The organism is Pseudonocardia halophobica, from assembly GCF_027922425.1.
In the GTDB taxonomy this organism is placed as follows: domain Bacteria; phylum Actinomycetota; class Actinomycetes; order Mycobacteriales; family Pseudonocardiaceae; genus Pseudonocardia; species Pseudonocardia halophobica.
Genome location: NZ_BSFQ01000019.1, coordinates 109,562 through 124,783 on the forward strand (window position 1 = coordinate 109,562; position 15,222 = coordinate 124,783).

Consider the following 15,222-nt stretch of genomic DNA (forward strand, 5'->3'; position numbering starts at 1 on the left):
CGATCGCCATGCGCGATCGGCCCCCGTCCGCGTTCGCGGGCCGGGTCCCGTTCGCGGGTCGGGTCCGGCCCGCGCCTCCGCCTCTCCCGCCCCCTCGCCCGAGGAGTCCCGATGACCGATGTCGCCCCGGCGTCCCAGCCCGCGCTCACCGACTCGGCCCGGCACTCCGGCCGCCCGGTGCTCGACGCCGGGCGCGGCCAGCCCAACTGGATCGCCACCACCCCGCGGGCGGCGTTCTTCCGCCTCGGGTCCTTCGCCGTCGAGGAGGCGGCCGCCGCGGGTTCCGCGGCCGCCGGCGACCCGTTCTGGGGCAGCACCCCGGTGTCGGCCGGGATCGCGGACCGGCTCGCGGCCGCGCTGGCGCTCGACCCGTCCGAGGGCGCGCGATTCCTGTCGGCGTCGGTCGACTGGGTGGTGCAGGAGCTGCAGGCGGACCCGGACGCGCTGGTCACCGAGCTGGTCCGCGCCGTGCTGGGCGACGGCTACCCCTCCCCCACGCGGATGCTGCGGCACTGCGAGCTGGTGCTGGAGCGCTACCTGGTGGAGGTCACCGGCGTGGAGTCCGGCCCGCCGGGGCGCTTCCACGTCTTCGGCACCGAGGGCGGCGCCGCCGCGATGGCGTACACCTTCCGCTCCCTCAAGGAGAACGGCCTGGTCTCGCCGGGCGACAAGATCGCGATCGCGGCGCCGGTGTTCACCCCGTACCTGCAGATCCCGGCGCTGGCGGACTTCGGCTTCGAGATCGTGGAGATCCGGGCCGCGGCCAACAAGCCGTACCGGTTCGACGCGGGCGTGCTCCAGGCGCTGCGCGACCCGGCGATCAAGGCGTTCGTGGTGATCAACCCGGGGAACCCCGACACCCGCGCGATCCGCCCCGAGCGGCTGCGCGAGGTCCGCGACCTCGTGCACCACCACCGCCCGGACCTGGTGATCGTGGCCGACACGGTCTACGCGACCTTCGTCGAGGGCTTCCGCGGGATGCTGGCCGAGGTGCCGCGCAACGTGATCTGCCTGCACTCCTTCTCGAAGAACTTCGGCGCGACCGGCAACCGGGTCGGGTTCGCCGCGGTCGCGGCCGACACCGTGCTCGACGACATCCTCGCCGGCCGCACGGGCCCCGCGCGGGCGGCCGCGGACCGCCGGTACTCGTCGCTGACCCCGGACTCCGGGACCCTGCCCTTCCTCGCCCGCATGGTGGCCGACAGCCGCGAGGTGGCCCTGCACAACATCGCCGGGCTCGCGACGCCGGACCAGGTGCAGATGACCCTCTTCGCGCTGGCCCACGTGATGCCGGAGGGCGCCGCGCACGCGGCCTCGCTGCGGCTGGAGCTGCACGACCGGCTGGTCGCCCTGCTCGCCCCGCTCGGTGTCGAGGCGCCGGGTGGCCAGGACACGCTCTACTACGCGCTGATCGATCTCACGGCCGTGGCCCGCGTGCGGCACGGCGAGGCCGGGGTGCAGCGACTCCTGGCGGCCGACCCCGGGCGGGTGCCCGAGATGCTGGCGCACGAGCACGGCGTCGTCGTGCTGCCCGGGGGCGGGTACAGCGCACCGACCTGGGACGTCCGCGTCTGCCTGGCCGCGCTGCGCACCGGGGAGCTGACGCGCGTGGGCGAGGCGATCACCCTCGTCGTCGACGAGCTGGTGGGCTGACGCCCGCCCGGACCGACGGGGCCCCGGGCGGGCCCGGACCTGCTCAGACGGCCGCGCGGGACCGGTCGCGCTGGGCGTCCATGAGGCCGTCGAACACCGTCCGCCAGTCCTCGGCGAGCGGGTAGCCCTTGCGCTGCGCCTCCTCGAGGCTGAGCTCGACCGGCATGCCGAAGGTGTCGTGCAGCTCGAACAGGTGCGTGCCCGTGACGACCTCGCCCTGCCGGTTGAGCCGGCGCAGCATCGACAGCCCCTTGCGCAGGGTCCGGGCGAACTGCCGCTCCTCCTTCTGCAGCACGGCGACGATGCGCTCCTCCTGCTCGGCCACCTCCGGGTAGACGTCGGCGAACAGCTTGCCGACGATCGGGACCAGGTCCGCGGCCACGCCCGCGGTGAGCTCGAGGTCCAGGCCGAAGCGCAGCGCCCGGCGGACGAGCCGGCGCATGACGTAGCCCTGCTTGGTGTTCCCGGGCTTCACCCCGTCCGCGGCGAGGAAGGCCGCGCCGCGGACGTGGTCGGCCACCACCCGCATGGCGTGGACGACCTCCGGCGCACCGCCGTCGTAGGACTTCCCGGAGATCTCCTGGAGCTTCTCGACGATCGGCCACAGCAGGCTGACCCGGTAGACGTCCGGGCTGTCGATCGATGCCGCCGCGATCCGCTCCAGCCCCCCGCCGAAGTCGACGTTGTGCCGCGGTAGCTCGGCGACGCCGGTCTCCGTCCTGCGGAAGGTCATGAAGACCGAGTTGCCGATCTCCATGTACTGGCCGCCGTCGGAGTTCTGGTGCGGGTACCGGCCGTAGCGGGTGTCGTGCTCCACCTGCGGGAAGTAGTAGAAGACCTCGGAGTCGGGACCACCCGGGTCGCCGACGGGCATCTCGTCCGGCGCGCCGAACCGGCTCCACCAGTTCTTGTCGCCGTAGAACGCGATCCGCGCCCCCTGGTTGCCGTGCTCGTTGCCGTACTCCTCGGTGCCGAGGTCGATGCGCCGGCACTCGATGCCGCGCTCGGCGAAGAGCCGCTCCCAGATCTCGGCGCTCACCTCGTCGCGCGGGATCCCGTGCGCCGGATCGCCGAGGAAACAGGTCACGTAGAGCCGGTCCGGGTCGAGGCCCACGACGTCGACCAGGAAATGGAACACCCGCGGGATCTGCTCGGCCTTCTCGTAGTCGCCGAGGCTCCAGTTCCCGAGCATCTCGAAGAAGGTGGTGTGCCGGTTGTCGCCGACCTCGTCCATGTCCTGGGCGCGCAGGCAGGGCTGCACGTCGGCGAGCTTCGCGCCCTGCGGGTGATCGGCCCCGAGCAGGTAGGGCAGCAGCGGTTGCATCCCGGACCCGGTGAACAGGGTCGTGGGATCGTCGCGCAGGACGATCGGCGCGCGCGTCACGATGGCGTGGCCGTCCTGGGCGAGCATGTCGAGGAATGCCCGGCGGATGTCCTGTGCGTCCATTCCGCCGACCCTGCCAGGGAGTTCGGCCGCACCATAAGACCAGAACGGGGTACAGGCCGAAGAATTGTGCGAATCCGTCACGCGTCGTCGTGCAGGAATCGCGTGCGGTAACGGGTCGCGGCCACCAGGAGGAGGAGTTCCACCACGACCGCGATCACCACGAGCTCGGCGTCGAGATAGCCGAGGGCCACGTTCACGAAGGCCAGTGCGATCACCAGACCTGCCCGGCAGAGCGCGGTGCCGGCCCGGTCCCGGCCCACCAGCAGGGCGAGGGCGGCGAGCAGCAGGACGACGCCGACGACCGCCTCCCCCGCCGACGCGATCACGAGGGCCGGCGGCCGGGTGCCGGGCGCGACGGCCCGGTCGTCGAGCACGATCTGCACGTCGGGCGCGGCGCTGAGCAGCGCGATCAGCACGGCCAGCCCGACCAGGGAGAGCAGGCCGAGCACGGCCGAGCCGCCGGCCAGCAGGAGCCGGTGGACCCAACGTGGCAGGAGCACGCGCTCGGTGCGGGCGAGGGCGCTGCGTGCCCCGCCCAGCCGGTCCCGCGGGGTCTCGACGGGTGCGGCCTCGACCACCGGGTGCACGGCGCCGGCGAGCATGGCCAGGTCGGGGCGTGCTGGCTGGGTCCGCAGGGCGTCGAGGTCCCGGAGCAGCACGGTGCGGGTGGCGGGCCGCAGCGGCCCGTCGGCAAGGTCCTTCAGCCGGACGACCGCGGCGTACGCCAGCTCGCGCGGTCTCCCCTTCGGCACGTGCCGGGCGAGCACCACCACGCCGAGCACCGCCAGGAAGGTGCTGTAGATGATCGGCGCGGCGAGCGGGGTGAAGTAGTCGTTGCGGCGGGTGATGAACTTGCCGACCTCGTCGACGAACAGCCCCGAGCCCACGCCCACGCACACCGCCATGGCCGGCTGCACCCAGCGGTTGCTCCACAGCAGCGCCACGACACCCCCGGCCAGCAGCAGCACGCCGCCCCACAACGCGTGGGCGAGGTGGTACTCGCCGCCCCCGATCTGCGGGTAACCGGTCAGCGCCAGGTACAGCCGGGTCACCACCACCGTCACCCCGAACGCCACCGCCAGCAGCCGCACGGTCCGCACCGCGTCCTCCCGCACCACGGGGCCGCGGAGGCGGGTCGGGGTGGTGGGGGCGGCGTCGAGGGCGGCACGGTCGGGGGCGGCGTCGGCGCTGGCGCTGTCGAGGGCGCCTTCGGAGACGGCGGCGTGGGACGGTGTGCCGTCGGGCGGGGCCGGCTCGACGCGCTCCGGCCCGGGCTCCCGCGGCTCCGCCGTCGCCGTCATCGCACCCTCCCCCGGGCCCGCGGCCGTGTCCGCGAGACGGTAGCGATCGACGGGCGGTCGCGACAGCCCCGTGATCGCCGGGCGGAACCGCCAGCGGCGAGATCGTCGATCGTGGAGCAGGAGCGTCGAAGATCGCCCGTCTCCGTCCCGACCGATGATCATGGACGGCGTCCGGCACCGTCACGGCCCACTGATCACCATCCAGGACCGGAACCGGCCAGATCTGGCGGAGATCGGTCCGACACAGCGATCACGGTGGAGGGCCGCCTTCACAGCGCCGACGACCCTCCTCACGGACGAGGGAGCGCGGCGAAATGCGCCGAGCCACCCCGCTACGGTCGAGATCGTCGAGCGTGGACGCGGAGCGTCGGAGATCGACCGTCCCCGTCCGGGACGGATGATCATCAGGGCTCGGCGAGCCAGGCGAAGCCCAGGGCGGGGAGGTGGGCGCGGCCCTCCTGGACCCGGACCTGACCGTCGGAGGAGAGGACGGTGTCGAGGCCCCGGACCAGCCCGGCGTCGACCGAGGCGGGGTGCTCGGCGAAGTTCGCGAGGCCGAGGAAGGTGCCGCTGCGCGGGTGGCGGCGGCGCCAGGCGAGGACGCGCTGGTCGTCGAGCACGAGCACCTCGACGGGGGCGCCGGCGTGCAGGGCGAGCAGGTCCGCGCGGGTGGTGGCGAGGCGGCGCAGCCAGTCGAACACCCGACCCTCGACGGAGCTGGCGTCGTGCCGGCGGGCGAAGGCGGCCGCGTCGAGCCACGGGCGGTGCATCCAGCGGTTGTCCGCGGCGAGGGCGGGGTCGTCGAGGTAGGAGTGGTCGTTGCGGAGCGCGAGCTCGTCGCCCATGTACAGCAGGGGCACGCCGCCATAGGCGTAGGCGACCGCGTACGCCAGCACCAGCCGCCGGATGCCGGCCTCGAGCGCGCCGCCGTCGCCGACGTCGAGGGCCTGCTCGATCCCGCACAGCGAGGCCGCGCTGCCGGAGATGCGCGCGTCGCCGGTCTCGGGGTTCTCCTGGAACAGCGCACCGCGGGCGAAGGAGCCCGGGTACCGCCCGGAGTAGAAGTCGTTGAGGAAGTGCCGGTGCGCCGCGCCGGTCCAGCCGACGGCGGCCGCGTCGACGTCGCTGATGGCCCAGCCGATGTCGTCGTGGCACCGGACATAGGTGGCCCAGGAGGCGTCCGACGGGATCGGGTCCATGCGCCGCAGCGCCTGCACCGCGAGCCGCGCGTCCCGGGTCGCCAGGCACGACCACAGCAGCACCATGAGCTGGTTGTGGTAGGCCAGCTCGCACTCGGGCCGGTGCCGCGGGTGCCCGCCGAGGTAGGGCACGAGGTCCTCCGGCGCGACGATCGCCTCCGCCTTGAACACCGTCGCCGGGGCGGCGAGCTTCACCGCGGCGTGCAGGGCCTGCAGGAGGTCGTGCACCTCGGGCTGGTTCTGGCAGTTCGTGCCCAGCCGCTTGCCCATGAACGGCACGGCGTCCATCCGGAAGATCTCGACGCCCCGGTCCGCCAGCGCGAGCACCGTCCCCAGCAGCGCCGCGAAGACCTCGGGGTTCGCATGGTCGAGGTCCCACTGGTAGTCCCAGAAGGTCGTCCACACCCAGCCGCCCGCGCCGTCCCGGGCCTCGGGCACCCAGGTGAAGGAGCCGGGCGCCCGGTCGGGGAAGACGTCCGGGATCGTCGCCTCGTAGGCGTCGGGCAGCGTCCGGTCGGGGAAGGCGGTGTAGAAGCCCGCGTACCGCGGGTCGCCGGCGAGCCAGCCTCGCGCCCACGGGTGCTCGCGCGCGGTGTGGTTGAGCACCAGGTCCACGCACAGGCTCATGCCCCGCGCCCGCAGGGCCCCCGCCAGCTCCTCCAGGTCGCCGAGGGTACCGAGCCGGGGGTCGACGGCGCCGTAGTCGGCCACCGCGTAGCCGCCGTCGTTCTCCCCCTCGCGCGGGCGCAGCAGCGGCATGAGGTGCAGGTACGTCACGCCCAGCTCGGCGAGGTGGTCGAGGCGGGCGTGCAGGCCGCGCAGCGTGCCGGCGAACCGGTCGGTGTAGGCGACGTACCCGACCATCCGCGGGTCCTGGTACCAGCGCGGGTGCACCTCGCGGCGGCGGTCGAGCTCGCGCATCGGTGCGGGCCGGGCGGCCGCGGCGGCGAGGGCGGCACGGACCAGGCGGGCGGCGAGGGCGTCCGTGTCGTGCCGGTCGCCGTAGAGGGCGTCGAGCGGCAGGTGCAGGTCGGGGAACCACAGCTCCAGCCGGGCGAGGAACCCGACGGCCTCGGCCCGGCCCAGGGCCGCCTCCGCCTCGGGTCGCAGCTCGGGGAGCAGGGACCGCAGGCAGGCGGCGGCCGCGCGCCGCCGCTCGGCCTCGGGACGACGGCGGCGGGCGTCGGGATCCGGTGCCGCGCCGGCGTGGGACCCGGCCGGGGACGGCGCCGGGCCCTGGCGGTCGATCATCCGTCCATCCTGCCGCGCACCGGCCCGGTCCGCCGGATCGCGCGCCGCTCCCGGCCCCGTTCGTCAACGGTCCGGCGCGCCGCCGTCGGCCCGGCCGTCGACCGACCAACGCGGTCCCCGGATCGCGCCGCCCTCAGCTCCGCCCGTCGACGGTCCAGCGGCGTAGTTCGCGTCCGACCGCCCCGATGAGCCCGACGCACAGGACGCACGCGGCGCCACCCGTCGCGGCGGCGAGCTCGGGGCCGACGTAGCCGGCGACGAGCCCGGCCCGCGCGTTGCCGATCCCGGGCGCGCCCGCCCCGACGACGTACTCCGCGGCGCTGACCCGGCCGCGGTGCGAGTCCGGCGTCGCGAGCTGGACGACGGTGCCGCGGGAGATCACCGACACGGTGTCCGCCGCGCCCGCCACGGCCAGGCACACGAGGGCGGCCCACAGGCCGTCGACCAGCCCGAACACGCCCAGCGCCACCCCCCACACCGCGGCGGCACAGATCATGACGAGCCCCGGCCGCCGCGCGCGGGTGGCCGGCCCCGAGGTCAGCGCGGCGACGATGCCGCCCGCCGCGATCGCGGACAGGAACAGCCCCAGGGTGCGCGGGTCGTCGGCGAAGCGCTCGGCGTTGAGCGCCGGGAAGAGCGCGACGGGCATCGCGAGCACCGTCTGCGCGAGGTCGATCCCCAGCGCCGCGCGGAGGACCGGGGTGCGCAGCAGGACCTGCCAGCCCTCCACGGTGTCGCGCAGCCCTTCCACGAACCCGCGGCCGGTGCGCTCCCGGTCGGGCCGCATCGCGGGCAGCCGGGCGACGCCGTAGAGCGACAGGGCCGTGGCGGCGGCGTCGAGCGCGTAGGCCGCGCTGGTCCCCCACCCCGCGATGACCAGGCCCGCCAGGGCGGGACCGACGAGCATCGCGCCCTGGAACGAGATGTGGTTCAGCGCGAGCCCGGGGGCGACCTGGTCGCGCGGGAGCAGCCGCGGCACGAAGGTCCGCCGGGCCGAGGAGCCGAGCGCGCTGCACCCCGTCTGCGCCGCGACCAGGGCCAGGACCAGCAGCCACGACCGCAGGCCCACCGCGGCCTGGACCGCCAGCAGCACGGCGACGACGGCCGCCCCGGCGCTGGTGAACAGCACCAGCCGGCGCCGGTCCAGGGCGTCGGCAAGGGTGCCGCCGAGCGTGCCGAACACGGCGATCGGTACCCCCGTCGCGAGCCCGACGACGCCGACGAGCACCGGGCTCGCCGTCAGCTCCCAGACCTGGGCGAGCACGGCCACCACGGCGACCTGCCCGCTGAAGGCCGACGCCGTCGACCCGATCCAGAGCCGTCGGAAACCGGCGTGCCCGCGGAGGGGCCGGGTGTCGAGGACCCGGTCGAGCGCGATCACGGGCGTTCCGACTCGGGCAGGTGGGCCCGGATGCGGTCGAGGAAGGGCCGCTCGCGCAGGGCGGCGGCGACGTCGTCGATCACCCGGGTCATCGGGTAGGGCAGGGCGGCGTCGAGCTCGCCGAACGCGGCCTCGGTGGCCCGCCACTCCGCCTCGAGGAAGGGCACGAGCGCACGGCCCTTCGCGGTGAGCGCGACCTCGCGGGTGCGGGCGTCGGCGCCGGGCGCGGTCTCGACCAGCCCCTCCTTGCGCATCTCGGTGACGGTCTGGCTCATGGCCGAGTGCGTGACGTCGATCTGCGCGGCGAGCTCCTTGATCGGCATCGGGCCGAGGTGGTGCAGGCGGATCAGCGCCATGCTGAACCGGGTGCGCACGCCCCGGACCCCGCGCTCGGCGTAGAGCTCGGCGATCGCGGCGTCCATCGTGTCGAGCAGGTCCTTGAGCGGCCGCAACCAGCTCTCGAGAGTGGGGTCCGACGATGTCACAGCGCTAATATAACAGCACTGTGACGTCTCGTGGAGTGGGCGGCCGAGTGGCACCGCCCCACTCCCATCCGCCCCTCCGGCACCATAGGCCCATGACCGAGGGCGCCGCGTGAACCGCACCGCGGCGACCCTGCTGTCGCTCCTGCTCGTCGGCGTGCTCGTGGTGGGCGGCGTGATCTGGTGGTCGAGCACGCGTCCGGAACCGGGATGTGTGGTGACGGCAGCGGGCCGGTCGGTGTCGCTGACCGTCCGGCAGGCGGGGTACGCCGCGACGATCGGCGGCGTCGGGTACGCGGAGGGCCTGCCGGACCACGCCGTGACGGTGGCGATCGCGACCGCGCTGCAGGAGTCCAGGCTGGACAACCTCCCGGGCGGCGACCGCGACTCGGCCGGGCTGTTCCAGCAGCGGCCGAGCCAGGGCTGGGGCACGTACGCGCAGGTCACCGACCCCGTGTACGCAGCCCAGGCGTTCTACCGGGCACTGAAGAAGCTGCCGGACTGGCAGGACGTGTCCGTGACCGAGGCCGCCCAGCTCGTCCAGCGGTCGGCGGCGCCCGACGCCTACGCCCAGTGGGAGCCGCAGGCCCGGGCGATCGCCGTCGCGCTGACCGGGCAGGCGCCGGCGGCGCTGCGCTGCCAGGACCTGACGCCGCAGACCCCGCCCGACGACGTCGCCGCGGTGGCCGCGCAGGAGCTCGGCACCGCACGGCTCAGCGGACCGCAGCCGGCGCAGCGCGGCTGGGCGATCGCGAGCTGGCTCGTGGCGCACGCCGCCCGGTTCGGCCTCTCCGAGGTGACCTACGACGGCCGCACGTGGTCGGCCGAGGAGGGCACGTGGACCGCCGCGGGTCCGGCCGACGGCCGGCTGTCGATGGTCCGCGCCCAGCCCTGACCGGTCCCGCGGGTGGTCAGGGGCAGGCCGGGGCCGCGCGCCGGGCCGCGCGGGCGAGCGCCAGCCGCAGGACCAGCGCGGTGGCGGTGAGCGCCACGACGACCAGCGCGTACACCTCGGCGGTGATCCGCAAACCGAACGCGGTGCCGGCGAACCCGGCGGCCACGGCCGGGACGCTGAAGGCGACGTAGGAGATCACGAAGGCGACCGCGAACAGCGCCCCGCGCTCGTGCGGAGCGGCGATCCGGGCGAAGGTGCCGAAGGTCGCCAGCGCCGCCGCCCCGAAACCGATGCCCGCGACGACGGTCCCGAGCGCCGCGACGGCGATCAGCCCGGTCATCACACCGAGCAGGGTGACGAGGGTGCCCAGGCCGAGCAGCGCGGCGGCCGGGGCCAGCAGCCGGACGACCGGCCGGCTGCGCAGCAGGAACGCGGTGGCCGCTCCGGTGCCGCACAGCAGCGTGACGACGAACCCGCCCACGAGATGGTTGCGCAGCTCGAACAGCCCCGCCGTGACCGACGGCCCGAGCGAGAGGTAGAGCCCGCTGAGCGCCCAGCTCGCGATCATCACCGGCACCACCGGGACGACCTCGGCGCGCAGCCGGGCCGGGACGCCCACGTTGGGGCGCAACGAAGCCAGCGCGCCCGGGCGGCGGGCGGACGTCTCGGGCATGAGCGCGACGATCACCGCGGCCAGCCCCATACCCGCCAGCAGCAGCGCGTAGACGAACCGGGTCGGCGCGGGCCCGAACTCGACGAGCGCCCCGCAGCCCAGCGCGCCCAGCGCGAGCCCGGTCGTCGGGGCCACGGAGTTGACCACGCCCGCACGGCCGGGGGCGCCCGGGGACTCCAGGTCGACCAGCGCGGCGCCCAGCGTCGTCATCGCGACACCGGTGGCCACGCCCTGCAGGAACCGGGCCACCGACAGCACGACCACGTCCCCGGCCAGCACGAACAGCACCAGCGCGACGATCTCCAGCAGGATCGCGCCGAAGAGGACCGGGCGGCGGCCGACGTGGTCGGACAGCGCGCCCACCACCAGCAGCGAGGCCAGCAGGCCGACCACGTAGACGGCGAACACCACCGTGAGCACGGTCGGCGTGAAGCCCCACAGCTGCTGGTAGACGACGTAGAGCGGGGACGGCGCGCTCGACGCCGCCAGGAACAGCATGATCATCGCGGTCACCCCCGCGAAGTACGGCCCCCGCAACCGGATGCGCCCGGCCGTCGTCCCGGCCGGCTCTGTCGTGACCGTCATGCTCGCCTCGCAAGTTCGTGCAGCGATCTGTGCGTTAACACCGACGACGGTAGCACGAACGCACAGATCGTTGCGTTAGCTTGTCGCAGCGATCAGTGCAATAATCGCCGGCATGGCTGCATCAACCCCGGTCACGCGCTCTACGGGTGGGCCCACGGGATCCCGCCCCGGCGGCCGCTCGGCCCGGGTGCGCGCGGCCGTGCACCGGGCCGTCGAGGAACTGCTCGCCGAGGAGGTGGGCGACGGGCTGACGATCCCGGCCGTCGCCGCCCGCGCGGGCGTGCACGCGACCACCCTGTACCGCCGCTGGGGCTCGGTCGGCGAGCTGCTCGCCGACGTCGCGACCAGCCGGTTCTCCGGCGACGTCGTCGTGCCCGACACCGGGTCCTTGCGCGGGGACCTGCAGCGCTGGGCGGCGGACGTCGCCACCGACCTGGCCGACCCGGACGTCCTCGCGCTGATGCGCGCCACGCTGGGCGCCGGGGGCGAGCAGGGCGCCTGCGCCTGCCGGGGCGACCGCGAGGACCAGCTCGCGGCGATGATCGAGCGGGAGAAGGCGCGCGGCGGCACCGCCCCCACCGTGGAGCGCACGGCCGACGCGCTGCTCGGCCCGCTGTACTACCGGGCGATCTTCACCGGCGAGCCAGGCTCACCGGACTGGGCCCGCGGGCTCGTCGACCTGCTCCTGCCGGGCTGAGCTGAGCGGCGGCGCCGGGCCGGCGGTCACCGCGCCGCCCCCCGCCCGACGGGCGCGACGCGCTCGGCCAGCCGGGCCGAGTAGATCGAGTAGCCGTCGACCCACCGCGACACCGCCGTGGCGATCAGCGTGGCGACCATCATCGGCACCATCAGCCCGAAGCCGGTGTGGGTCAGCTCCAGCACGAGCGCGAGCCCGGCCAGCGGCGCCTGCATCCCGGCCCCGATCATGGCGGCCGCGCCGATCATCGCGAAGGCGCCGACGGGCGTGCCGGGCCACAGCAGCGACCACGCCCCGCCCAGGCAGGCCCCCAGCGCGGCGCCGGTGGCGAGGGTCGGCGTGAACAGCCCGCCGGACGCGCCGCTGCCCAGGCACAGCACCGTGACCAGCGGCTTGAGCACGAACAGCGCGGCGAACAGCCACAGCGGGCCGACCCCGGCGAAGGCGTCGGCGGCGATGTCCTGCCCGTTGCCGTAGAGCTGCGGGAAGACGAGCCCGAGCGCGGCGAGCACCGCGAACGCGGCCAGGGGCGCCACGAGCACGGCCCGGCCCCGCGGCACCCGGTGCGACGCCCACGCGATGAGCCGCACGAAGGCCACTGCGACCAGGCCCGTCACCACCCCGGCGGGCACCGCCCACACCAGGGCCGACGCGGAGAACGCGAAGTCCGGCAGGTCGGCGTAGACCGGGTGGGAGGGCAGGCCGATCCACGCGGTCAGCGTCGCGACCGCGGAGCAGGCCAGCGCGGGCAGCATGACGGGCAGCCGCACCGCCCCGATCAGCACCTCCGCGGTGAACAGCGCCCCGCCGAGCGGCACGTTGTACACGCAGGCCAGCCCCGCGCCCGCCCCACAGGCCACGAGCAGGCGGCGCTGCGGGGTCGACAGGCCGGCCCACCCCGCGAGCACGCTGCCGCACACCCCGCCCATCAGCTTCGGCGCCGCCTCCCGGCCCAGCGACGCCCCGAGGCCGACCACGGTCACGGAGAGCACGGAGGTCCCGCCGCTGCGCCGGAAGCCGAGCCGGCCGTCGCCGGTCCAGATGGCGTCGTCGACGTCCGAGCGGCCGGGGACGTACCGGCGCAGCAGGAACCAGCCGATCCCACCGATCACGCCGGCGACGAGCAGCGGGAGCACCCGCCCGAGCCAGGAGGCCCGCTCCACCGCGCCCTGGAAGTCCGCGTCGGCCCCGGGGCCGAACGCCAGCCGGGCGACCGCGCCGAGGAGCAGCATCAGCACGATCCCGAACAGGCCCGCCCCGACGCCGGTCAACACGACCATCAGCCAGAACCGGGTCGTGAGCGGGACGTCGCCGTCGCCGGTGACGTTGGGCTGGTCCATCGCCGCGCGGCCGGACGCGATCCGCCTGCGCAACAACGGCTGCGGCTGCCGGAGCCGCTCGCTGGGCCGCCCCTCGTCACCACGGCGGACCTGCGGGAACCCACGGCGGCATCCTGCCCGGACGGGCAGCCGCACCGCGAGACGGGGTGCTGGCCACACCCCGCGGAGGCCCGGTGGCGCGGTCGTGGCGCACCCCCGCCGGACGGGAGTCTTCGATCACCGACGCCGCTCCCCGCGGCCCGACAGACCGGGAGACCCCGATGACCCTCTCGACCCCGCCGACCTCCTCGCTCGACGAGCTCCGCCCCGGCGACCTCCTCGCGCTCACCGCCGCCGTCGCCGGCCCCGTCCTGCAGCCCGGCGACCCCGGGTTCGCCGAGGAGGCCGCGGGCTTCAACGTCGCCTATCCGCCGGCCGCCGCCGTGGTCGTGGGCGCGACGAGCACGGCCGACGTCGCCGCGGCCGTCCGGTACGCCGCCGCCACCGGCCGGAAGGTCGCGGTGCAGGCCACCGGGCACGGGCTCACCGGCGAGCTGTACGGCACGGTCCTGGTCACCACGAGGCGGATGGACGCGGTGCGGATCGACTCCCTGAACCGCCGCGCCGTCGTCGGGGCCGGGGTGCGCTGGCGGGCGGTGATCGACGCCGCCGCGCCGCACGGCCTCGCCCCGCTGAGCGGCTCGTCGTCGCAGGTCGGGGTGGTCGGCTACACGACCGGGGGCGGCCTCGGCCCGCTGGCCCGCCGCTACGGCTTCGCGGCCGACCACGTCCGGCGGTTCACCATCGTCACCGCCGACGGGGCGGTGCGCGAGGTCTCGGAGCACAGCCAGGGTCCGGACGCCGACCTCTTCTGGGCCGTCCGGGGCGGCAAGGGCAACTTCGGGATCGTCACCGAGATGGAGTTCGACCTCGTCCCGGTGGCCCGGTTCTTCGGCGGCGCGCTGTTCTTCGGCGCGGACGACGCGGCCGCCGTCCTGCACGCCTGGCGCGAGTGGGCGCCCGCCCTGCCCGAGGACGCCGGCACCTCCGTCGCGATGCTGCGCCTGCCGCCGGACCCGGCGCTGCCGGAGCCGCTGCGCGGCCGGTTCGCCGTCGCCGTCCGGTTCACGCACCTCGGATCGGCCGAGGAGGGCGCCGCGCTGCTCGCCCCGATGCGGGCCGTCGCCGCGCCGGTGCTCGACACGGTCGCGGACCTGCCGTACGCCGCGATCGACGCGGTGCACATGGACCCGGTCGACCCGATGCCGATGTGGGACCGCGGCACCGCGGTCGCCGAGCTGCCCGCCGAGGCCGTCGACGCGCTCCTCGCCGTCGCCGGGCCGCAGGTCGAGGCACCGCTGGCGATGGTGGAGCTGCGGCTGCTGGGCGGGGCGGTCGCCCGCCGGCCCGAGGTGCCCGGCGCGGTCGCCGGCCGCGACGCCGCCTTCTCCGTCTTCACCGTGGGCGTGCTCGCCGGGCCGCCCGTCGAGGTGGTCGTGGCGGCGACCGCGGCCGTGGTCGACAGCGTCGGGCCCTGGGCCTGCGGCGCGCTCGTCAACCTCCTCGGCCAGGCCGGTCCCGCCCGGGTCGGCGCCCTGTGGAGCGACGCCGACCGTGCCCGGCTGCTCGGGACCGCCCGCCGGTTCGACCCCGCCGGGACCTTCGCCACGAACGTCGTGATCGGCTGATCCACCCCGTCGTCCGCCGGCGCCGGGGCCCGTGCCCCGGCGCCGCGGGCGCCGTGTGCACACGAACTCCGTGGACGGCGGACGAGCTGCGGCGAGACGTGAATCGACCGCGGGGGAAGTGGGTACAGTGGCGCATGGCCACTCCGAGCGACGAACGCGCCGCCGGTCACCGGACCCACGGCGGCGACCCCGATTCCGCCTCCCCACCCGACCCGCGCCCCGCCTCCATCAAGGGCCGCCCGGTCCTCGGTTTCGGCGGCCCGAACTCCGGCTCCGGCTCCCACGACGGGCAGAGCGCGCTCAAGCTGCACCGCGGCATCTCGGTGCTCGCGTTCCTGCTCTGCGTGCTGGTCACGGTGGTGTTCCTGATGGACGGCGCGCTGGTCCCGGCGATCGTCTTCGCCGTGGTGGCCCTGGCCTGCGTCGGGATCTTCGCCTGGACCACCACCCAGCTCCGCGGCGCCCGGCACGGCTGAGCCCGCGGCCGGTACCCTGCAGCGTCACCCAGGGTCATGTGATCGGTACTCTCCGTCGACGGATCGTCGACGCCACGGGGAGTTTCAATGACCGTGTCAAGCCGCGTTGGCTGCGGGGGCCGGTGCCTCGGTGGTGAAGCGGCGGTTGTCACGGAGCAGCGCCCAGACGAGGTCG

General features: G+C 75.2%; 12 protein-coding genes. 5 read left to right on the forward strand and 7 right to left on the reverse strand.

Translation table 11 applies throughout. The features are described 5' to 3' along the window. Positions 1 to 111 precede the first annotated feature (111 nt). Complete coding sequence (locus tag PKE99_RS21645) at positions 112 to 1,653, forward strand: bifunctional aspartate transaminase/aspartate 4-decarboxylase (protein WP_051737209.1); 1,542 nt, start codon at positions 112 to 114, stop codon at positions 1,651 to 1,653. A 43-nt stretch (positions 1,654 to 1,696) separates the two neighbouring features. On the opposite strand, the gene PKE99_RS21650 is transcribed toward PKE99_RS21645, so the two are convergent. The 5 genes from PKE99_RS21650 to PKE99_RS21670 form a co-directional block, all read right to left on the reverse strand. Continuing rightward, positions 1,697 to 3,100 carry an alanine--tRNA ligase-related protein gene (locus PKE99_RS21650; RefSeq protein ID WP_037044138.1) on the reverse strand — a complete coding sequence of 468 codons (1,404 nt, stop codon included), beginning with the start codon at positions 3,098 to 3,100 and terminating at the stop codon, positions 1,697 to 1,699. Between the two features lie 77 nt (positions 3,101 to 3,177). Then, entirely contained in the window at positions 3,178 to 4,401 is a 1,224-nt protein-coding gene (locus PKE99_RS21655) for a hypothetical protein (RefSeq protein ID WP_051737208.1), read from the reverse strand. Positions 4,402 to 4,805: 404 nt separating this feature from the next. After that, positions 4,806 to 6,851, reverse strand: a complete 2,046-nt coding sequence (locus PKE99_RS21660) for an alpha-amylase family protein (RefSeq protein WP_081924012.1) — start codon at positions 6,849 to 6,851, stop codon at positions 4,806 to 4,808. A gap of 133 nt (positions 6,852 to 6,984) precedes the next feature. After that, the gene (locus PKE99_RS21665; RefSeq protein ID WP_037044136.1) at positions 6,985 to 8,232 is read right to left on the reverse strand and encodes an MFS transporter; all 1,248 of its coding nucleotides are present in this window, start codon (positions 8,230 to 8,232) and stop codon (positions 6,985 to 6,987) included. Next, positions 8,229 to 8,717 carry a MarR family winged helix-turn-helix transcriptional regulator gene (locus tag PKE99_RS21670; protein ID WP_037044134.1) on the reverse strand — a complete coding sequence of 163 codons (489 nt, stop codon included), beginning with the start codon at positions 8,715 to 8,717 and terminating at the stop codon, positions 8,229 to 8,231. The genes PKE99_RS21665 and PKE99_RS21670 overlap by 4 nt, the downstream gene beginning before the upstream one ends. Before the next feature lie 109 nt (positions 8,718 to 8,826). Here PKE99_RS21670 and PKE99_RS21675 point away from each other — a divergent pair, with 109 nt between their 5' ends. Continuing rightward, positions 8,827 to 9,609 (forward strand): VldE C-terminal domain-containing protein, encoded by a 783-nt coding sequence (locus PKE99_RS21675; protein WP_051737207.1) that lies wholly within the window; start codon positions 8,827 to 8,829, stop codon positions 9,607 to 9,609. 16 nt (positions 9,610 to 9,625) lie between these two features. Here the strand turns inward: PKE99_RS21675 and PKE99_RS21680 are convergent, their stop codons facing one another. After that, complete coding sequence (locus PKE99_RS21680; RefSeq protein WP_037044132.1) at positions 9,626 to 10,867, reverse strand: MFS transporter; 1,242 nt, start codon at positions 10,865 to 10,867, stop codon at positions 9,626 to 9,628. Between the two features lie 112 nt (positions 10,868 to 10,979). Between PKE99_RS21680 and PKE99_RS21685 the strand changes: the two genes are divergently transcribed. Then, positions 10,980 to 11,564, forward strand: coding sequence for a TetR/AcrR family transcriptional regulator (locus tag PKE99_RS21685; protein ID WP_037044130.1), 585 nt, complete (start codon positions 10,980 to 10,982; stop codon positions 11,562 to 11,564). A 26-nt stretch (positions 11,565 to 11,590) separates the two neighbouring features. Here PKE99_RS21685 and PKE99_RS21690 read toward each other — a convergent pair whose 3' ends face one another. Further along, on the reverse strand, positions 11,591 to 13,039 hold the full coding sequence (locus tag PKE99_RS21690; protein ID WP_231498153.1) for a chloride channel protein: 1,449 nt from the start codon (positions 13,037 to 13,039) through the stop codon (positions 11,591 to 11,593). A 125-nt stretch (positions 13,040 to 13,164) separates the two neighbouring features. Between PKE99_RS21690 and PKE99_RS21695 the strand changes: the two genes are divergently transcribed. Together PKE99_RS21695 and PKE99_RS21700 are read left to right on the forward strand one after the other, a co-directional pair. Further along, positions 13,165 to 14,571, forward strand: coding sequence for an FAD-binding oxidoreductase (locus tag PKE99_RS21695; protein ID WP_037044452.1), 1,407 nt, complete (start codon positions 13,165 to 13,167; stop codon positions 14,569 to 14,571). Between the two features lie 134 nt (positions 14,572 to 14,705). Beyond that, on the forward strand, positions 14,706 to 15,047 hold the full coding sequence (locus PKE99_RS21700; RefSeq protein WP_037044128.1) for a hypothetical protein: 342 nt from the start codon (positions 14,706 to 14,708) through the stop codon (positions 15,045 to 15,047). Positions 15,048 to 15,222 lie beyond the last annotated feature (175 nt).